This window comes from Brevundimonas sp. DW-iso22 (genome assembly GCF_058725425.1).
Map to the genome: position 1 here is coordinate 623,615 of NZ_JBZXEB010000002.1, position 20,277 is coordinate 643,891.

16 protein-coding genes are annotated in these 20,277 nt (G+C 64.5%); 9 read left to right on the forward strand and 7 right to left on the reverse strand.

Annotated features, from left to right (window positions below; translation table 11 throughout):
* Positions 1–49: 49 nt before the first annotated feature.
* From AC4PRM_RS03035 to AC4PRM_RS03060, 6 genes are read left to right on the forward strand one after another with little or no spacing between them, the layout of a single operon-like run.
* Complete coding sequence (locus AC4PRM_RS03035) at positions 50–694, forward strand: hypothetical protein (RefSeq protein ID WP_492038734.1); 645 nt, start codon at positions 50–52, stop codon at positions 692–694.
* Between the two features lie 3 nt (positions 695–697).
* Positions 698–1,000, forward strand: a complete 303-nt coding sequence (locus tag AC4PRM_RS03040; protein WP_492038735.1) for a winged helix-turn-helix domain-containing protein — start codon at positions 698–700, stop codon at positions 998–1,000.
* The gene (gene folP / locus AC4PRM_RS03045) at positions 997–1,830 is read left to right on the forward strand and encodes a dihydropteroate synthase (RefSeq protein WP_492038736.1); all 834 of its coding nucleotides are present in this window, start codon (positions 997–999) and stop codon (positions 1,828–1,830) included. Before AC4PRM_RS03040 ends, folP begins: the two co-directional genes overlap by 4 nt.
* 26 nt (positions 1,831–1,856) lie before the next feature.
* Complete coding sequence (gene thiD, locus AC4PRM_RS03050; protein WP_492038737.1) at positions 1,857–2,678, forward strand: bifunctional hydroxymethylpyrimidine kinase/phosphomethylpyrimidine kinase; 822 nt, start codon at positions 1,857–1,859, stop codon at positions 2,676–2,678.
* Positions 2,679–2,680: 2 nt separating this feature from the next.
* The gene (locus AC4PRM_RS03055; RefSeq protein ID WP_492038738.1) at positions 2,681–3,259 is read left to right on the forward strand and encodes a nucleotidyltransferase family protein; all 579 of its coding nucleotides are present in this window, start codon (positions 2,681–2,683) and stop codon (positions 3,257–3,259) included.
* Entirely contained in the window at positions 3,252–4,376 is a 1,125-nt protein-coding gene (locus AC4PRM_RS03060) for a DNA cytosine methyltransferase (protein WP_492038739.1), read from the forward strand. Before AC4PRM_RS03055 ends, AC4PRM_RS03060 begins: the two co-directional genes overlap by 8 nt.
* A gap of 5 nt (positions 4,377–4,381) precedes the next feature.
* On the opposite strand, the gene AC4PRM_RS03065 is transcribed toward AC4PRM_RS03060, so the two are convergent.
* The 6 genes from AC4PRM_RS03065 to lepA form a co-directional block, all read right to left on the reverse strand.
* On the reverse strand, positions 4,382–5,071 hold the full coding sequence (locus tag AC4PRM_RS03065; RefSeq protein WP_492038740.1) for an SDR family NAD(P)-dependent oxidoreductase: 690 nt from the start codon (positions 5,069–5,071) through the stop codon (positions 4,382–4,384).
* A gap of 71 nt (positions 5,072–5,142) precedes the next feature.
* Positions 5,143–5,904 (reverse strand): hypothetical protein, encoded by a 762-nt coding sequence (locus AC4PRM_RS03070; protein WP_492038741.1) that lies wholly within the window; start codon positions 5,902–5,904, stop codon positions 5,143–5,145.
* Between the two features lie 289 nt (positions 5,905–6,193).
* On the reverse strand, positions 6,194–7,270 hold the full coding sequence (locus AC4PRM_RS03075) for a type II restriction endonuclease (RefSeq protein ID WP_492038742.1): 1,077 nt from the start codon (positions 7,268–7,270) through the stop codon (positions 6,194–6,196).
* Positions 7,271–7,413: 143 nt separating this feature from the next.
* The gene (locus tag AC4PRM_RS03080) at positions 7,414–7,872 is read right to left on the reverse strand and encodes a very short patch repair endonuclease (RefSeq protein ID WP_492038743.1); all 459 of its coding nucleotides are present in this window, start codon (positions 7,870–7,872) and stop codon (positions 7,414–7,416) included.
* Positions 7,865–9,064, reverse strand: a complete 1,200-nt coding sequence (gene dcm, locus AC4PRM_RS03085) for a DNA (cytosine-5-)-methyltransferase (protein ID WP_492038744.1) — start codon at positions 9,062–9,064, stop codon at positions 7,865–7,867. Before dcm ends, AC4PRM_RS03080 begins: the two co-directional genes overlap by 8 nt.
* Before the next feature lie 204 nt (positions 9,065–9,268).
* Complete coding sequence (gene lepA / locus AC4PRM_RS03090; protein ID WP_373256097.1) at positions 9,269–11,077, reverse strand: translation elongation factor 4; 1,809 nt, start codon at positions 11,075–11,077, stop codon at positions 9,269–9,271.
* A gap of 206 nt (positions 11,078–11,283) precedes the next feature.
* Between lepA and AC4PRM_RS03095 the strand changes: the two genes are divergently transcribed.
* Both AC4PRM_RS03095 and AC4PRM_RS03100 read left to right on the forward strand, forming a co-directional pair.
* Positions 11,284–12,417: an efflux RND transporter periplasmic adaptor subunit gene (locus AC4PRM_RS03095; RefSeq protein WP_492038745.1), complete on the forward strand. Its 1,134-nt coding sequence runs from the start codon at positions 11,284–11,286 to the stop codon at positions 12,415–12,417.
* Between the two features lie 4 nt (positions 12,418–12,421).
* Positions 12,422–15,511, forward strand: coding sequence for an efflux RND transporter permease subunit (locus tag AC4PRM_RS03100; RefSeq protein WP_492038746.1), 3,090 nt, complete (start codon positions 12,422–12,424; stop codon positions 15,509–15,511).
* 199 nt (positions 15,512–15,710) lie between these two features.
* On the opposite strand, the gene AC4PRM_RS03105 is transcribed toward AC4PRM_RS03100, so the two are convergent.
* Positions 15,711–18,317, reverse strand: a complete 2,607-nt coding sequence (locus AC4PRM_RS03105) for a TonB-dependent receptor (RefSeq protein WP_492038747.1) — start codon at positions 18,315–18,317, stop codon at positions 15,711–15,713.
* A gap of 436 nt (positions 18,318–18,753) precedes the next feature.
* On the opposite strand from AC4PRM_RS03105, the gene AC4PRM_RS03110 reads away from it, so the two are divergent.
* Positions 18,754–20,205 (forward strand): protein adenylyltransferase SelO family protein, encoded by a 1,452-nt coding sequence (locus tag AC4PRM_RS03110; protein ID WP_492038748.1) that lies wholly within the window; start codon positions 18,754–18,756, stop codon positions 20,203–20,205.
* Positions 20,206–20,277: the final 72 nt, after the last annotated feature.

Below are 20,277 nucleotides of genomic sequence, written 5' to 3' on the forward strand. Positions count from 1 at the left end.
GAACCGGCTCGTTCACCTCAGGGACGAGCCGGTTGCCGGAGAAACCCGCATGCCCACCCCGTCCCGCCTTCACTCCGCCGAAGACGACCTGGCCTTCATGCGCGCCATCGTCGAGGGCGGCGGCAAGCCTCAACTGACCCTGGCCGTCGCCTATCTGGCCGGCGGCCTTCTGTATGGTCTGCAATGCCTGTTCCACATCGGTCAGGCGACGGGCGTCATCCGTTGGCCCGATCTGGCCAATCTGGCCTTCGTCATCGGCATCAGCACGGCCTTCATGATCGTCCTGATCTGGGCCATCCGCAAGGACAAGGCCGACGGGGTCGGCGGCACGCGCGGCCCCCTGGCGACTCGCATCCTGAACGCCGCCTTCAGCAGCGCGGGCATGGCCAATGTCGCCGTCATCATCATCTTCGGCGTCGGGGCGATGCGGGATCAGGACTTCGCCGTCTGGCTGTATTATCCCGCCGTCGTCTTCTGCCTTCAGGGGTCGGCCTGGCTTCTGGTCTATACCCTGAAGCGCAAGCCCTGGATGCTGGCGACCGCCATCGGCGGGTGGGTCACGGCGGTCGCGCTCGGTCTGCTAGTGCGTCAGGTCGACTGGTATCTGGGCGTCTGCACCGCCGCCCTGTTCCTGCTCTTCGCCCTGCCCGGCTGGATCATGTACCGCGACGCGCGCGCGGCAAAGCGGGCCTGACGCATGGGCCTGGCCGACCTCGGACGGATCGACGACGTCATCCACGGCCGCCTGCGGCTGGGGATCATGGTCTATCTGGTCGATACCGATACGGCCGATTTCACCGAGCTGAAGAATGCGTTGGAGGCCACCCAGGGCAATCTGTCGGTCCATCTGAAAAAGCTGGAAGAGGCCGGCTATGTCGCCATCGCCAAGAGCTTCAAGGACAACAAGCCCCTGACCCGCGTCTCCATTACGGCTGACGGACGCAAGGCCTTCGGCGTCTATCTGGACGCCATCGCCGGTCTGATCGGCGGCAAGGGATGAGTCTTCGACCGCTGCAACGCCCCCGTGTCATGGGCATCGTCAACGTCACACCTGACAGCTTCTCCGACGGCGGCCGGCACGACACCGTGCAGGCCGCCATCGCTCACGGCCTGAAGCTGGCCGAACAGGGCGCGGACATCCTCGACATCGGCGGCGAGAGCACCCGGCCCGGCGCGACGCCCGTGGACGTCGACACCGAGATCGCCCGCACCGCCCCCGTCATCGCCGGGCTGCGCGACGCCGGATGGTCGGGGGCCATCAGCATCGACACCATGAAGCCCCCGGTCGCCCGCATCGCCGTCGCCGCCGGGGCCAATATCTGGAATGACGTCACCGCCCTGAGCTTTGCGCCAGACAGCGTCGCCACCGCCATCGCGCTGCAATGCGACGTCGTGCTGATGCATATGCAGGGCCAGCCGCAGACCATGCAGGACGCCCCGCAGTACGACGACGTGGTCGCCGAGGTCGCCGACTGGCTGGCCGCGCGGGCCGGAGAGGTCATGGCCGCAGGCCTCGCGCCCGACCGCATCTGGCTGGACCCCGGCATCGGCTTCGGCAAGACCGCCGCTCACAATCTGGCCCTGACCCGGCATCTGCACCGCCTCACCGCCACCGGCCTGCCCATCCTCTACGGAGCCAGCCGCAAGCGCACGATCCAGTCCATCGACCCGACCGCCACGAATGCTACCGACCGGCTGGGCGGCTCACTGGCGCTTGCCCTGGAGGCCGCCCGAAACGGCGCCGCCGTCATCCGGGTGCATGACGTGCGCGAGACGGTCCAGGCGTTGAAGGTGCAGGCGGCGCTGTCGGCCATCGACCGCTTGCCCTGATCGCCTCCATCGGCCATCTCAGGTCCATGCCCGCCCACACTCCGCCGCCCCCCGCCGACCTCGGCCGCGTCCTGATCATCGCCGGGTCCGATTCCGGCGGCGGCGCGGGCATTCAGGGGGACATCAAGGCCATCACGATGCTGGGCGGGTTCGCCGCCACCGCGATCACCGCCATCACGGTCCAGAACACCCTGGGCGTCCACGGCGTGCATCCCCTGCCGCTGGACCTCATCGAAGAACAGGCCCGCGCCGTGCTGGACGACATCGGCACCGATGCGGTGAAGACCGGCATGCTGGGCTCCATCGCCGTGATCGAGCGCGTCGCCGCCCTTCTGGACACCACCCCGGCCCCCGCCGTCGTCGATCCCGTCATGATCGCCAAGGGCGGCCACCCCCTGCTGGACGCCGACGCCGTCGCCGCCGTCCGCAGCCTGATGATCCCGCGCGCGGCCCTGCTGACCCCCAATGCGCCCGAGGCCGAGGCCCTGACAGGTCTCACCATCACCGACCTGGACGGTCAGCGTCGGGCGGGTGCCTTCCTGCTGGGCATGGGTGCACAGGCCGTGCTGATGAAGGGCGGCCATGTGCCGGGCGAGACCGTGATAGACGTCCTGATCACCCCGACCGGCGAGACCCTGCTGGAGGGGCCGCGCATCGAGACGCGGCACACCCATGGCACCGGCTGCACCCTGGCCAGCGCCTGCGCCGCCGGTCTGGCACGCGGCCTGCCGCTGGAGACCGCCGTCGCCAACGCCTGGGCCTATGTCTCGGAAGCCATCCGCCGCGCGCCGGGCCTGGGCGGCGGTCACGGCCCGCTGGATCACGCCTGGCCCGTGCGCGACCGCTGAGAATGGACGATCTGGAGACCCGCCTCATCGCCATCGTCCGGCAACAGCCACAACTGATGCAGGTCCTGACCACCGTCCGCACCCTCGACCTGCCCGACTGGCGCGTCTTCTCCGGCGCGGTCTATCAGGCTGTCTGGAACGCCCGGACCGACCGCGCGATCGGCTATGGCATCAAGGACTACGACCTGGGCTATTTCGACCCCGACACCTCATACCATGCCGAGGACGTCGTCATCCGCCGCGTCGCCGCCGCCTTCCAGCCGCCCCTGCGCGACCTCGTCGAGGCCCGCAATCAGGCCCGCGTCCACCTGTGGTTCCATGACCGCTTCGGCGAGCCGTATGAGCCTCTGACCGACACCGATCAGGCCATGTCCCGCTTCGTCGCCCCGGCCTTCGCGGTCGGCATCCGGCTGGAGTCCGACGATCGCATCACGGTCGCCGCCCCCTTCGGCCTGGACGACCTGTTCGCCATGACCCTGCGCCCTAATCCGAACCGCCCACGCGCCAAGGGCTGGGACAAGGCCGTGGCCAGCGCCCGCGCCCGCTGGCCCGAGCTGACCGTCATCGACGACCGTGGCTGAGGTCTACGAATTCTTCGCCGGCGGCGGCATGGTGCGCGCCGGTCTGGGTCAGGGCTGGACCTGCCGCTTCGCCAACGACATCGACGCAAAGAAGGCCGCCGCCTATCGCGCCAACTGGGGAAGCGACGAACTCCACCTGGGCGACGTCGCCGACATCACGCCTCATCAACTGCCCGGTCAGGCTGACCTCGCCTGGGCCTCCTTCCCCTGTCAGGACCTGTCGCTGGCGGGCGCGGGCCGGGGCCTGGCAGGCCACCGGTCCGGAGCCTTTCACGGCTTCTGGCGCGTGATCGAGGGTCTGGCCGCCGACAACCGCGCGCCCGCCCTCGTCGCCATCGAGAATGTCTGCGGCACCCTGACGTCGCGCGGCGGGGCCGACTTCGCCGTGCTGATGCGCACCCTGTCCGAGGGCGGCTATCGCCCCGGAGCCCTGGTCATCGACGCCGAGCGGTTCCTGCCCCAGTCCCGACCCCGTCTGTTCGTCATCGGCGTGCACGACCGCATCCCGCTCGATCCCTCCCTGCACAGCGCCAAGCCAGACGGCCCCTTCCACACGCCCGCCGTCGTCCGCGCCGTCCACGCCCTGCCGCCCGAGGTCGCCGCCCGCACCCTGTGCTGGTCTCTGCCCGCGCCTCCGCCACGCACTCTCATCCTGACGGACCTGATCGAACCCGACGGCCCCGCCACCCCCTGGCACACCCCGGACCAGACCGCCCGCCTGCTGTCCCAGATGAGCCCGCTGAACTTTCAGAAGCTGGCCGCCGCCCGCCGCAACGGAACCCTGACCCACGGCACGGCCTACCGCCGCACCCGCCAGGAGAACGGCCACCGCATCCAGCGGGCCGAGGTCCGTTTCGACGGCATCGCCGGCTGTCTGCGCACCCCCGGCGGCGGCTCCAGCCGCCAGATCGTGCTGGAGGTCACCGGCGACCGCCTCCGCTCGCGGCTGATGTCCCCGCGCGAGACCGCCCGCCTGATGGGACTTCCCGACCGCTATCACCTCCCGGCAGGCCAGGGCGACGCCCTGCACCTGACCGGCGACGGCGTGGTCGTGCCCGTCGTGCGCCACCTGGCCAGCCACCTGTTCGAGCCGATCCTCGGCTCCATCAGGCGCTGAACGCCTCAGTCCGCGTAGATCATCTTGCGCGTCATGCCGCCGTCGACGCTCAACACCTGACCCGTCACGAACCCCGCCCCGGCCAGATACAGCACAGCCCCGGCGATATCCTCGGGTCGCCCCACCCGGCCGACCGGATGCTGCTGATGGTCGACCGGCCTCAGGTCGTCGTCATCGGTGATCCAGCCCGGCGCAATGGCATTGACCCGCACCTTCGGCCCCAGGCTGATCGCCATGGCGTGCGTCAGCGCGACCAGCGCCCCCTTGGAGGCGGCATAGGCCTCGGTGTTCGGCTCGGACATGAAGGCGCGCGTGGAGACCATGTTGATGATGGCCCCCGTCCCCGCCCCCGCCACTCCCAGCAGCGGTATCGCCGCCCGGCTCATCAGGAACGCCCCGGTCAGGTGGCTGTCCGTCACCTTGCGCCATTCGGCCAGCGACAGCTCCGCCATCGGCCCCCGATCGGGCTGGGCGATCCCCGCATTGTTGACCAGCAGGTCCAGCGCCGCCCACCCCAACTCGGCAAACGCCGCCGTCACCGACGCCTCGTCCCCGACGTCACAGATCACCGACCGCGTCCCTTGCGGCCCCGGCTTCAGATCAAAGCCCGCGACGGTCCAGCCGTCTGCGATCAGGGCCTGGCAAATCCCCCGGCCGATCAGGCCTGCGGCTCCGGTGACGATGGCTGTTTTCATGGGTGCTCAAATGGTGAGGAGAGGATCGGGTTCCGGGCCGCTGTGCCGGGAGCCTGTGCAGAGGCTGGCATTCACGCCCGACGCCTTCGATACACCCTGCCGCCATAGAACCGGTAGATCGCCGCCCCTTCCGCGCCCGGCTCCGGGTCCGCTTCCGGCTCCAGCCCCAGCTCGGCTCTCAGCTCGGCCCGGCCTTCGCGATATCCCTCGGTCTTCAACTCCACCTGCGCCTCCTCGCGGACTTCGCGGGTCTGCTGCAGCAGCTCCCAATACAGTCTCTTGTCGGGGTTCGGCGGTCCATCGGGGTCAATCCCCATCACCTCGACGCAGTATGCGTCATCGAAGATGACCCGCACCATGTCGTTCAGGGTAAAGTTGCCCCGCCCCGGCCCCTCCCCCAGCCGCCCCAGCGACACGGCCAGTTGCGCCAGCTTGCGTGCCTCATCCAGACGGCTCTGCTTCATCGCCCGCGCCACGCCGGCCAGCGCCTCGCGCGACAGGGCGCCCGGATCGGCATGCCCATCGACAGAGCCCGCACCCCCTTCGAGCTCAGGCGTCAGGGGTCCCAGCGCAGGCGGCGGCACCGGCTCGACCCGGTCCTGCTTGGTCCAGCCCTTCTTCCACGCGCGGCGCCATATGGCCCATTCCGTCACATCGTACCGCGCCGCCAGCTGCCGCGCCGACGCCCCCGCCAGATAGCTCTCGCGGATCAGCGCCCATGTCTCCGGCCCCCGGATCTTGTACGGCCTGCGCTCCCGCCCACGCCGCGGATCGGTCCTCGCCATCGCCGGTTCGTCGGTCGCGGTTTCAGTCGTCTGTTTCGCCTGTGTCATGGCCACAAGCCTAGCCCCGCCGCGACCTATGGCGGGCAAAGTGCACAGATCGCCCCGCAAACGCCCATGTCACCAACATATCCAGTGCGCGATATCCAATGGTGTCCATCTGGAAGCGATGCTGCCTTCGCACGTCCGTCTCCTCCCCGTTCGCCGCTTGGCGAATGGGGAGGTGGCGCGTCGCCCCTTGGCGACGTGACGGAGGGGGTGATGAAATCTTCACCGGGCGTCGCCCAACCCTGCCTTATTCTCTTATAGGAAGAGCGACCGCGGAGTGGTGGGAAGAGTCTTAGCCAGCTTTGGTGCGAACCATTTCTAAGAAGGCGCTCAGTGAGAAGAGCCAAAACTTCTGGCTTTCCAAATAGCTAGCGTGAATGGCGAGTGGTACGACAAGTTGGAGGCCTTCGGCCGCCATCTCATCAGTCTGGTTCCGCGATATGCCCGGCTCTAGGGTAACGAGGTGTTTCTGCCGAACGCGTGCGCCCTCAGATAAAACCTGTCGCCAACGATCTTTGCAGGTGGATTTCGATCCAAGGAGGGTAAGTCGGCTACAGTCAAAGTTTGCATCTTGATACGCAGCAGAGCTGGGGAACAGGAAGTCAGGCTTCTTGTTTGCCTCGGTCTTTTTGCCGTGATCAAAAGCTAGAGAGTGAGCGGAAAAAAGCGCTACCAGATGGTTCTCTAAAGAATATCCCGCGCGCGACTTCCGCCTGTTCTGAACGCTGAGAGAATACTTCATAAAGCCATCAACGTCCGTGGCTCCGTCGGCTTCAACGAAGCCTTCTGCTATGCGCTTCGAAACTATATGGCGCTCAAAGGCATAAAACATTGCCTCTTCCGTTTCGATCCAACTCATCAGCGCAGCGTCCGGCTGTCCATGAGCGTCTACCTCAGCGTGTGCGCGTGCGAAGCTAGAAAAGACTGCTGTTGTCGGGAACGCGCTGCCAAACTTAGCCGTCAATAGATCAAGCCACCGATCATCGGCGACTTCAACTTCGATCCCAATCTCTTCAAGTACTTGGCGTGCCGCAAAGCCAAGTTCAGGCCCACCATCTCCGAAATCTGTCTGCGTGAACCGCGCAGTTGGAGTTTCTAGTCCGAAGAGCCACAAGAGTTGCTGCTCGATATCGCTACCCGCTTGGCAGATGATAATCAGCAGGGTCTGAGCCTTGGTCAGGCAGACGAAAAGCGTGTCTCCTTCGGCCGCGCGGTAGACGATGGGCTCTGCTTCGGCAGTATATAACAGTCTCGGCTCGGCCGACCGATGAGCCTGGTTTGCGCGAGAATCATACCAGGTGGCTGTGCCATCGAGAGCCTCCGGTTCTGCGTCGTCCGTTAGCCAGATGTATCGGGTCGGAAGGACCATTCGATCTGCAGGTATACCAAGAAAGGCTTGCAGAACTCTCGTTCCTTGAAATTCGTGACCATTCGATACCCGAGGATCTACCTCCGTTCCGCTGAGGCGTTTAACGCCGACACCGACGAAATGATCGGCTAGGTTTCCTCGCTTCATTGCAGGCCCACGATCTCTAGCAACTCCCCATCAGTGCATATCCAGTCCGATAGCGAACGGACGAGATTGTCAAACTGCTGGCCAGCTGCTCGCCCCTTCAGTGAGCATTCCCACACGGTAGCCACTCTCCAACCGGCAGAGAGAAGACGATCCTTCACTTGTGAATCCACAGTTTGATTCCGCTCGATCTTAGCTTTCCAGAATTCCGGCCTTGTCTTGGGCCATTTGAACAGGTGGCAATCGTGCCCGTGCCAGAAGCACCCATGCACGAAGATCACCGCCCGATACTTCGGTAGGCACAGATCCGGATTACCCGGAAGGTCCTTGCAATGAATCCGGTAGCGAAAACCGCGCGCGTGAAGCGCCTTGCGAATGGTCAGTTCGGGCTTGGTGTTCTTGCCTCGAATGCCGGACATCATCCGGCTGCGGGTTACCGGGTCGACAACGTCAGCCAACCGCCACCTTGCGCTTGGCCGCCAACGCCCTGAACAGGTGCGGCTTCATGTGTTCAGCCACAGCCTTTACGGCAGGAACGACGACCGAGTTTCCGAACTGGCGGTAGGCTTGGGTGTCCGAGACGGGGATGATGAATTCATTCCCTTGCGGTTCGTCAAATCCCATCAGACGGGCGCACTCTCTCGGCGTCAGGCGCCTCGGCGCCTTTCCGTCTTCCTGTCTGATCAGGATTTCAGAACCGTCCTTGTAGTATCGCGCTGAAAGCGTACGCGCGACGTCGTCAGGCCCAACCAGGCCGAACCCGAAGCCGTTACCGGCCGCCTGATGCTTCTCCTTGTAGCGCTGAAGGTAGTTCCAGAGATGATCCGTGAGGGTGTATTTCTCCGACACTCTCCCGGAGTTGCCGACGGTGAACCTCTGGTCTGGCACTTCTGAACCGTCGCCGGGGTGCAGGATGTCGCCCAGCTTCGGTTTGGCATCCGGTAGCTTTAAATCGGCGAACCGGAACTCCTGATCTTCACGAAACCCGATGATGAAAATCCGCTCGCGATGCTGCGGGGTCCACGATCGGCCGTCGATAACGCGCCAGTCGATCGTGTAGCCTAGCTCTTCGGTCAGAACATCCTTGATCGTCTGGAACGTCTTCCCCTTGTCGTGGCCGATCAGGTTTCGAACGTTTTCTAGCAGGAAGGCCGCGGGTCGGTGATGGGCGATGATCCGCGCCACGTCGAAAAACAGCGTCCCCTGCGTCTTGTCTTCAAAACCATGCGCGCGCCCGAGCGCGTTCTTCTTGGAAACACCAGCAATCGAGAACGGCTGACACGGAAATCCGGCCAGCAGAACGTCGTGGGAAGGGATATCCTCGACATCGATCTTGGTAATGTCGCCGTTGATCTCGTGATCGTCGTTCGGAAAGTTAGCGGCGTAGGTCTTCTGGCTGTACTTGTCCCACTCGGACGTGAAAACGCATTTGCCACCGATGGATTCAAAGCCGCGACGTAATCCTCCGATACCGGCGAACAGGTCGATGAATGTGAAGTCCGCTGGCGCGGAATCCTCGTCACCACGCACGAGCTTGAGCTTGGGTTGGGTGACCGCTGGCTCCGCAGGCCCGTCGATATAGCCAAGGCTGACAGCCTTGTCCGCCACCGCCTGGCCTGCCTGCTTCACCATGATGGCATACTCCGACATAGACGATTCCCCGGCAGTCCAAGGTGGCAGATTGCCAGGTTAATGCCAGGAGAACAAGTCAGGAACATCTTTTGAGGACCACCTTTCCGTGCCCCCACTGAAATGGTCGCCAACCAATTTCCCGTAGTCGGCAAAATGGTCTTTTCAGCAGCACTGTGATCATTTCGGTGACGTCACCAAAATGATCCCGCCGCCGGTCGGCGGTCAATCCTCATCCATCTTCAGCGCGGCGATGAACGCTTCCTGCGGGATCTCCACCTTGCCGAACTGGCGCATGCGCTTCTTGCCGGCCTTCTGCTTCTCCAGCAGCTTCTTCTTGCGGGTGGCGTCGCCGCCGTAGCATTTCGACGTCACGTCCTTGCGCAGGGCGCGGACGGTTTCGCGGGCGATGATCTTGCCGCCGATGGCCGCCTGGATCGGGATGACGAACATGTGGGGCGGGATCAGCTCCTTCATCTTCTCGACCATGCCGCGTCCGCGCGTCTCGGCCCGGCCGCGGTGGACCAGCATGGACAGGGCGTCGACCGGCTCGGCATTGACCAGGATGCTCATCTTGACCAGGTCGCCGACCTTGTAGTCCGTGATCTCGTAGTCGAACGAGGCATAGCCCTTGGAGATGGATTTCAGCCGGTCGTAGAAGTCGAAGACCACCTCGTTCAGCGGCAGCTCATAGACCACCAGGGCGCGGGTGCCGACGTAGGACAGTTCGATCTGGCTGCCGCGGCGGTCCTGACACAGCTTGATGACGCCGCCCAGATATTCGTCGGGGGTCAGGATGGTGGCCTTGATCCAGGGCTCGCTGATCGTCTCGATCTGCATCACGTCGGGCAGGTCGGCGGGGTTGTGCAGGTCGATCTCTGTGCCGTCACGTTTCTGGATCTTGTAGACGACCGAGGGGGCCGTCGCGATCAGGTCCAGGTTGAACTCGCGGCTCAGGCGCTCCTGGATGATCTCCAGATGCAGCAGACCCAGGAAGCCGCAGCGGAAGCCGAAGCCGAGGGCGGCCGAGCTTTCCATCTCATAGGTGAAGCTGGCGTCGTTCAGGCGCAGGCGGCCGATGGCGGCGCGCAGGTCCTCGAAATCGGCGGCATCGACGGGGAACAGACCGCAGAAGACGACGGACTGGACTTCCTTGAACCCCTTCAGCGGCTCGGCCGTGGGCTTCTTCTCGTCCGTGATGGTGTCGCCGACGGCGGCGTGGGCGACCTCCTTGATCTGGGCGGTGATGAAGCCGACCTCGCCGGGCCCAAGGCTCTCGACCGGGGTGTTCTTGGGCAGGAAGACGCCGACCCGGTCGATCAGGTGGGTCGAGCCGTTCTGCATCATCTTGACGCGCTGGCCCGCCTTCAGCGTGCCGTCGAACACGCGCACCAGCACGACCACGCCCAGATAGGCGTCGTACCAGGCGTCGACCAGCAGGGCCTTCAGCGGCGCATTGGGGTCGCCCTTGGGCGCCGGCAGGCGGGTGACGATGGCCTCCAGCACATCCTCGATGCCGATGCCGGACTTGGCGCTGCACATGACGGCGTCGCTGGCGTCGATGCCGATGACGTCCTCGATCTGCTGGCGCACGCGCTCGGGCTCTGCCGCCGGCAGGTCGATCTTGTTCAGGACCGGCACGATCTCGTGGTTGTTGTCGATGGCCTGATAGACGTTGGCCAAGGTCTGGGCCTCGACCCCCTGCGACGCATCGACCACCAGCAGACTGCCCTCGCACGCCGCCAGCGACCGGCTGACCTCATAGGCAAAGTCCACATGCCCCGGCGTGTCCATCAGGTTCAGGACGTAGTCCAGCCCATCCTGGGCCCGATAGTTGAGGCGCACCGTCTGCGCCTTGATCGTGATCCCCCGCTCCTTCTCGATGTCCATGTTATCAAGGACTTGCGACGACATCTCGCGCGCCGTCAGGCCGCCGGTCACCTGGATCAGGCGGTCGGAAAGGGTCGATTTGCCGTGGTCGATATGAGCCACCACGGAGAAGTTGCGGATTCGGTCGATAGGAGGTGTCGTCATGCTGGGGCGCGGTTAGCACGGCCTGTGCCGTTCGCCAAAGCGGCACGGCGTCCGCCGCCATCCCGCCTTGCGGATTACTTCGCTGTAAGAGTGTGCGTCAGCGTTTGAGATCGGCCCATGAACAGGGTAATCAACGCTTGATGACTTAAGCCTTCTGTTTCTACACGGGCTGCGGGCTCCCAATGCCGCATCTCAGGGGATTTCTCGTGCGCTCAACCCAAACCCTCCGCGCCCTGGGCCTTGTCGTAGCCCTCGGACTGACTGTCGCCGCCTGCGGCGGACATGGCGAGGCCGAAAAGAAGGACGGGGCCGGGGCGTCCAGCCAGACCGTGACCGTCGCCACCGCCACCGAAACCGCCTTGCCTCGCGTCGTGACCGCGTCGGGCAGCGTTTCGGCCTGGGAAGAAGTGCCGATCGGGGCCGAGACCGGCGGACTGGTCGCCACGGCCGTCCTGGTCGATGAAGGCAGCTATGTGCGCCAGGGCCAGCCCCTGGTGCAGTTGAATACCGCGCTCCTTTCGGCTGCCGTGCGCCAGCAGCAGGCTGCTCTCCAGACGGCCCAGGCCAATGCCGCCCGTGACGACGCGGCCCTGGATCGCGCCCAGCAGTTGAAGGACCGCGGCTTCCTCAGCCAGGCCTCGCTGGACACGGCCCTGGCCAACCAGCGCAGCTCACAGGCCGGAGTGGCCCAGGCCCGCGCCACCCTGGCGCAATCCCAGACCCAGCTCAGCCAGGCGACCATACGCGCGCCCGTGTCCGGCCTCATCATCAGCCGCAGTGTGACCCGCGGCCAGATCGTCGCCGCGGGCACCGAGCTGTTCCGCATGGTCCGCGACGGACGTCTGGAGCTGGATGCCCAGGTGCCGGAGACCGACCTGCCCCTTATCCGGGCCGGTATGACGGCCGCAATTACATCTGATCAGGCCGGCGAAACCAGCGGGACGGTCCGCATCGTGACGTCCGAAGTCAATCCCGAGACCCGGCTGGGCATCGCCCGCATCGCCCTGGCGTCCAACAGCGGGCTCAAGCCCGGCATGTTTGCGAGCGCCCGGATCGACGTCGGCTCCCAACCCGGGGTGACCGTGCCCACCGCCTCGGTGCTGTACCGCGACAACCGCGCAGGCGTGTTCATCCTGCAGACCAATAACACGGTCCGCTTCATTCCCGTGACGGTCGTCAATCGTTCCGCAGATCGAACTGCCGTGGCCAATGTCCAGCCGGGCGCGCGTATCGTTGTGTCAGGCGCGGGCTTCCTGAATGAAGGGGACCGTGTGACCGTCCAGGCCGCCCAACGTCCTGCCGCCCCGGCTCAACAGACGACCGCGCCTGCTCGGAAGTGACGTCATGAACAACATTTCGTCCTGGTCGATCAAGAACCCCATCCCGATCATCCTGATGTTCATCCTGCTGACCGTCGGCGGGATCGTCGGCTTTATGGGGATGCGGATCAACAACAACCCAGACATCGCCTTCCCGCTGGTCTCGATCACAGCCGCACGCCCCGGCGCAGCCCCGGCCGAGATGGAAACACAAGTCACCCGCCTGATCGAGGACGCCCTGGCCGGCCAATCGGGCGTGCGCCAGATCAGCTCCCAGATCCTGGACGGCGTCTCGATCACCACGGTCCAGTTCGAGCTGGAAACCGACGTCGAGCGCGCGACAAACGATACCCGAAACGCAGTCAGCCAACTGCGCGCCGACCTGCCTCAGGACATGCAGGAGCCGACGGTCGCGCGTATCGACATCACCGGCGACGCCCTGATCACCTATGTCGTTCGCTCGGGTTCCATGAGCCCGGAGCAGATCAGCTGGTTCATCGACAATACGGCTGCTCGAGAGCTTCTGGCTATTCCCGGCGTCGGAGAGGTCAATCGCTCCGGGGGCGTGGATCGCGAGATCAGGGTCGAACTCGATCCCAGCCGTCTTGGTGCCTACGGCGTCACGGCGGCCCAGGTCAGTCAGGCCCTGACCGCGGTCAACAACAACCTGCCGGGCGGCCGTGTGACCGTGGCGGGCTCCGAGCGGGCCATTCGCACCCTGGGCTCGGCCGGTTCGGTGGACCAGCTGGCCGGGACGCTGATTCCCCTGTCGGGTGGCCGAACCATCCGCCTGGATCAACTGGGCACCGTCAGCGACAGCTGGACCGAGCCACGCCGTCTGGCGCGTCTCAACGGTCAGGAGGCCGTCACCTTCAGCTTCCTGCGGTCGCGTGAGGCGTCGGAGGTTCAGGTCGCCGAGCGCGTGCGCGAACGCGTCGCCGAACTGGACGAGGCCAACCCCCAGCTGGAGATCGAACAGGTCACGGCCAGCGTGGAATATATCGAGGAGAGCTACCTCGCCTCGCTGGAAGCCCTGCTGCTGGGTGCGGCCCTGGCCGTGGTCGTGGTCTTCATTTTCCTGCGGGACTGGCGGGCGACCCTGATCGCGGCCACGGCCATGCCGTTGTCGCTGATCCCCACCTTCCTGATTCTGGAGCCACTGAACCAGTCGCTGAACGTGGTCACCCTGCTGGCCCTGTCGCTGACCATCGGCATTCTGGTCGATGACGCCATCGTGGAGATCGAGAACATCGTCCGGCACATGCGGGACGGGAAATCGCCCTATGACGCGTCGATGGAGGCGGCCGACGAGATCGGTCTGGCCGTCGTGGCCACCACGGCCACCATCATCGCGGTCTTCGCTCCCGTCGGATTCATGCCCGGCATCATCGGGCAGTTCTTCAAGGCCTTTGCCCTGGCGGCCTGTATCTCGGTGGCCTTCTCGCTGGTGGTCGCGCGGACGCTGACGCCACTGATGGCGGCCTATCTGCTGCGTCACACCAACCACGAAGACCGCGACCCGTCGTGGATGCCGCGCTATCTCAAGATGCTGAAGTGGTGCCTGGGGAACCGCTGGAAGGTGTTCGCCATGGGCATCGGACTGTTCCTGTTTTCAGGCTTCATCGCCACGCGGGTGCCGTTTGAGTTCCAGCCCTCCGGCGATCAAGGCCGTGCGGCCTTCTCGATCGAGACCCCACCCGGATCGACCCTGCGTGAAACGGACGCTATCGTTCAGCGCCTGACCCGCGATCTTCAGGCCCGCGACGAGGTGGTGTCCGTCTATGCCGCGATCGGCGGCCAGGACGTCAATCAGGCCACCGTCTATGCCGACATGGTGGGCAAGGGCGATCGTGACCTCAGCCAGCAGGCCTTCGCCCGCGAAATGGTTGACGGCTGGAAGTCCATTCCAGGGGCCCGCATCGGGGCCGGCGTCGTCATCGCGGGCGGTGGGCCCAGCGACGGCACCACCTATACCTTCGCCCTCCTGGGCGACGACCCGGAGACACTGGCCAATGCTGCCCGAGCGGTTGAAACCGAGATGCGCGGCGTGCCTGGCCTGGCCAACGTCATCAATACAGCTGCCATCGCCCGACCCGAGATCGTGGTCACACCCCGACCCGATCAGGCGGCATTGGCGGGTGTCTCGGCCCAGGCGATCAGCCAGGCCGTGCGCGTCGCTACTCTCGGCGACGTTGACCAGGCCCTGGCCAAATTCAATCTCGGCGATCGTCAGATTCCAATCCGGATTCTTCTCAGCCCGGAGGCACGAGAGGACCTGTCGGTTATTGAGAACCTTCGCGTTCCCACCGCTTCAGGCGCGACAGTTCCCCTCAGTGCGGTAGCGGACATTCAGTTCGGCTCCGGACCGTCACAGGTCCTGCGCCAGGATCGCTCACGCATCGCCTCAATCACTGCAGAACTGAACGGCATACGGTCTGGCGAGGCCTCGGCTGCGGTCCTGGAACTGCCGTCCGTACAGAATCTGCCCGAGGGCGTTCGTCAGGTCGCCGCCGGCGACGAAGAGTTCATTCAGGAGATGGTCTCCGGCTTTTCCATCGCCTTCCTGACCGGCATTCTGCTCATGTATGCCGTTCTGGTCCTGCTGTTCAAAAGCTTCGCCTATCCGATTACCATCATGGCGGCCCTTCCACTCGCCATCGGAGGGGCCTTCCTGGCCCTGCTGCTGGGCGGGTCCAGTTTCTCGATCTCCTCGCTGATCGGGGTGCTGATGCTGATGGGGATCGCAGCCAAGAACTCCATCCTGCTGGTCGACTATGTGATCATCGCCGAGAAGGATGGCATGACCCGTCATGAGGCCATCCTGGATGCCGCACACAAGCGGGCACGCCCCATCCTGATGACCACCTTCGCCATGGGCGCGGGCATGCTGCCTGTCGCCATCGGCTGGGGTGCTGATGTCGAGTTTCGCCAGCCCATGGCCATAGCCGTGGTCGGCGGGTTGATCTCCTCGACCTTCCTTTCGCTGCTCTATATCCCGGCCATCTTCACCATCGTGGATGACGTCGCGGGTTGGGGCCGTAGACGCCTGGGCCGGATGTTCGCGGGCCAGCGCAAGGTCAGCACTGGCGCGCCGACAGCACAGCCGGCCGAATAGGCCAAGAGCGTTCCGGACCAAGAACTGCAAGGCCCGCCGGTCAGACCGGCGGGCCTTTCTCTGGTGGGATGCGGCCTTCAAAGACCAATAATGGCGGCCTAGTCGCTCAGGTGCCTCCGGTGCGCTGCGTCATCCGCGAAGCAAAAAGGGCCGACCGGTTTCCCGATCGGCCCAGCTTGTTCCTCGTAATCCGGCGGGATCAGTATTTGAAGCGCAAGGTCGCGCCGTAGGTCCGCGGTGCACCCAGGAACGCATCATAGGTCTGGGTGTCCAGCGCCGGGTTATAGAAGGTCCCGTTAGGCTGGATCGTGGTCTGGAATGCCGAGCCTTGCAGCGGAGCGTTGTACGCGACCTGGACATACTCTTCGTCGGTCAGGTTCTGGACCCAGAACTCGGCCGTCCAACGCTCGTCCTCGGTGCCCAGCATGATGCGACCATTGACGGTAGCAAAGCCATCTTGCTGCTTGTAGGGCAGAAGATCGGAGCCGGTGTTGTAGTCGGTCACATACTTGCCGGCCAGGCTGAACCCGCCGCGCAGGCCATTGCCCAGGTTCCGATCGTAATTGATCGACAGAGTACCTGACCATTCCGGAGCGAACGAAGCGCGTGCGCCCGGGAGCAGCGACAGTTGCGGGAAGTTACCCGGAGCAGTCAGATCTGCGGCGGTGAAGTTGCCGTACTTGGCGTCCGTGTAGGTGACACCACCCTGGAAGCTCAAACCTTCGACCGGCGAGAACCACACGAAATCGGCATCGACGCCGCGCGAGGTCAGCTCAGGAATGGATTCCACCACGAAGGCGGTACCCAGGAAGGTGTTGAGCTGGAAGTTCTCGAACGTCTGGTCGAAGTAGGTGGCGTTCAGCAGCAGGGTACGATCCAGCAGCGTCATCTTCACGCCAGCTTCGTAGCTGTCCACGACTTCGGAATCGAAGAGCAGCGAAGCGGAGGGGGTGATGCCCGACTGCACGCGATCTAGGTTATAGCCAAAGCTCTTGTAGCCACGAGCATAGGATACATAGGCCAGAACTGACTCATTCAGGCGATAGGCTGCCTTGATGGTACCGCTCAATTCGGTATCGTCGAAGCTCTCCGAAATGTCGCGGTTATTGTAGGCCGAATTGGCCCACGGCAGGCAGATGTTGCCAATGATCGTCGGTGCGCTCGCTCCCAGAACGGCACCGATCGATGCTGCGTTGGCCAGAGTGGCATTACAGGTGTTGCCGTTTCCGTTCACATTGCGCTGCTGCGCGTCGAGGCTCTTGTCATCCATGGTGTACCGAAGGCCCAGGGTGATGTCGAAGGCGTCGGTGACGTGCCAGCTGTTGTTGGTGAACAGTGCGATCGAGGTCGATTCCTGATCGTAGTTGTCCTCGACGCCCTGGCCGGTGATGAAGCCGATGCCACCACCGCCGGCCGCTCCGCCCGTAGCCAGGCAGCCGCCCAGACCAGCGGGCGTCTGACCCACAGCGGTGAAGCAGCCAATATCATTGGGGCTGACCGGCAGCGCGGGGTTGGCACGGTTTAAGGCCGCGCTGAGAATAAACGAGAGGTAGGGGGTATAGTCCGAGCCAAAGTAGTAGCTGTCGGTACGACCGATGTCCTCCTTGGTGGCAAACACGCCGACCAGCCAGTCGAATCGATCGGTCTGGCCAGCGAGACGGAACTCCTGGGTGAGGTTCTCGACGGAATAACCATAATCGCCATCCTGTACGCGGTACAGCAGGTCAGCGCCCGTGTAGTCTACATCCTGACCCAGCGACGACGTCCATTTACGCCACGACGTAACCGACGTCAGGGTGGCACCGCCGAACAGCGACGGCATGTCGAAGTTGGCTTCAAGCGACACGCCCTTGTCCTCGACTTCCTGGCCGCTGGAGCGGTTTGCGTAGCCGGTACGCGAGAACGGCAGGGGTCCAAAGCCCGTCGCGGGCGGACGCTGGCCCGTGCCGTTCGAAAGACCATCGACGAACGGATAGGTTGGACCGGTCCGGATCTGGGTGCCTACGCAGCAATACTCGTCGCGGCTGGAGTAGTCGGCAATCAGGCGGAAGGAGGTGTTATCGTTGGGCAGCCAGAGCAGTTGGCCGCGGACAGTCGAAAAATCCTGGTTGTTGTCGTCAGTCTCGGGACGCGGTCCGTCACCTACGTCGATATTCATAAAGCCATCACGAACACGACGACCTGCATACACGCGGAAGGCCAGCTGATCGCTGATAGGGCCGGTCACCGAACCCGAGGCATTCATCGCTCCATAGTTGCCGACGCCGATTTCGGCGTTGAAGCCCGGCGTGAAAGAGGGCGCTTCCGAGATGATGTTGATGACGCCGGCCGAGGTGTTCTTGCCGAACAGGGTGCCTTGCGGTCCCTTCAGAACCTCGATGCGGCTCAGCTCGCCCAGATCGCCGAAGCCAACCGAGTTACGCGAGCGATAGACGCCGTCGATGACGACACCGACAGAGCTTTCCAAGCCAGGATTGTCGCCCACCGTCCCGACGCCACGGATGCGCGCAGTCGTTGAAGCTTCCGAAGACGTCGAGGTGACGGTCAGGCCCGGCGTCAGGATCTGCAGGTCCTTGATGTCGCGCACACCCGCGTCCTGCAGCGTTTCGGCTGACAGGCTGGTGACCACGATCGGCACGTCCTGAAGGTTCTGTTCGCGCTTCTGGGCGGTGACGATGATGTCGTCGATGGTGGTAGGGCCGTCCTGCGGCACGGACTGGGCCGAAGCGACACCGGCGAAGCCGAAGGCCACGGCACCGACGACGGCGACCGAGGCTGTGGAACGAAGCAGATTGGTAAGGCGCATATGGCTTCCCCGACGTTATGCCGGGGCCCCGCATTGAGCGGTCACCGCGGCGTTTCCTGATCCCTTGGACCGCCCTCTTCTGATGGAGCGCGGAAAGTCCAACCTTTTGGGTAAGGCAAGCCAGAGTCAGCGACAAGGAGCCGCACAACATCACGACACATTTCAACCGTCCGAGACGCCAAACTGTGACGCAAAAGCGACAAAAAACGATGACCTTAGGTCAATATTCGCCTGACTGACCTCAGTATCCGCATCTGCGACGACCACTTTCTTGCGTCGCCCTCCGGGGATCCCGGCGTGATCGCGCCCGCAACAGTAGCGTCCGCCCGATCTGGAACTGCATCGACACCAAGCAGACGCCCCTGCAGCACAGGTTCGGGTACGATCCGGGCCACGGACGGTTGCGCAGGACGGATACAGGTCGCATCTGCGCCTGATGCCCGTTTCGTCCGCCTATCGCCCTGATCCACAATTCTTTGCCCTAGGCGATGAGTTTGGCGATGCCGTGAAGCCGGCGGATTTTCCGCAAACGATTCTGCGTATTCGCAACGACCGGGCCGCTGCGACGGTCGGGCTGGACACACTGACCGATGCCGCATGGATCACCCATTTCGGGCGGTTCGAGCCCCTGCCCGGCCAGCCCGGCCCCATCGCCATGCGCTATCACGGCCACCAGTTCCGTCACTACAATGCCGACCTTGGCGACGGACGCGGGTTCCTGGCGGCCCAGATGCGCGAAACATCCTGCGCTCCAGCAGAGAGCGATCGCGTCGCGAACGATAGCGCCCCAGAACAGAGATTGCTCGACCTCGGCACCAAAGGCTCGGGCATTACCCCCTGGTCGCGAGGCGGTGATGGGCGACTGACGCTGAAGGGCGGCATGCGCGAGGTACTGGCCGCCGCCATGCTGGAGGCGCAAGGCGTGCCCACCAGTCGCGCCCTGTCGCTGGTCGAAACGGGCGAGGCGCTGGAGCGCGGTGACGAGCCGTCACCGACCCGGTCCGCCGTCCTGGTGCGACTGTCGCACAGCCACATCCGGTTCGGCACCTTCCAGCGAGCGGCCTATCTGAACCGGCCGGACCTGGTCGAGACCCTGGTCGAGCATGCGCGCGCTCTCTACCATCCCGGCGTCACGGCGGGAGACACCCCGGCCTTCTATGCTGCCGTCGTTCAGGCCTCGGCCCGGCTGGCGGCGCGGTGGGTCGCGGCAGGCTTCGTTCACGGCGTCCTGAACACCGACAATCTGAACGTCACGGGCGAAAGCTTCGACTACGGCCCGTGGCGCTTCCTGCCCTCATACCAGCCCGAGTTCACCGCCGCCTATTTCGACCAGACCGGCCTGTATGCCTTCGCCCGCCAGCCCGAAGCCGTGTTCTGGGCTCTGACCCAGTTGGGCGGCGCGCTGAAACTGGTCGCCGAGGCCGAACCCCTGACCGACGCCCTTAATGGCTTTGGTCCCGCCTATATCCGCGAACTGCGCGCGGCCTTCCTGTCCCGCCTCGGCGTGCTCAGCCTCGGCGAGGCGGCGGACCAGCGGCTACTGGACGCGACCCTGGCCCTGCTCAAGGAGGGCGGCGAGGCCCTGCGCTGGGAGCCACTGTTCCACGACTGGTTCGCCGGCTTCGCCTCTTCGGCCCGGGCGCTCGGCGGGCCGCGCGGCAAGCTGTACCAGGGCGAAGCCTTTGACGCCTTCCGCTTTGCTCTGTTCGAACACACGCCGGACCGACCCGAACGTCTGGAACACCCCGTCTTCGCCCAGCCCGAGCCGGAAGAGATGCTGATCGACGAGGTCGAGACGATTTGGGCCGACATCGCCGATCGTGACGACTGGTCAGCTCTGTACGCCAAGCTGGATCGGATCGAACAGGCCCGCCAGTCACGCCTCTGACCGCCAGGTCCGTGTGGCATTTCCGCCGCCCGAAACAATAAGTCATCAGCTGATGTCATCTGCTGATGACAA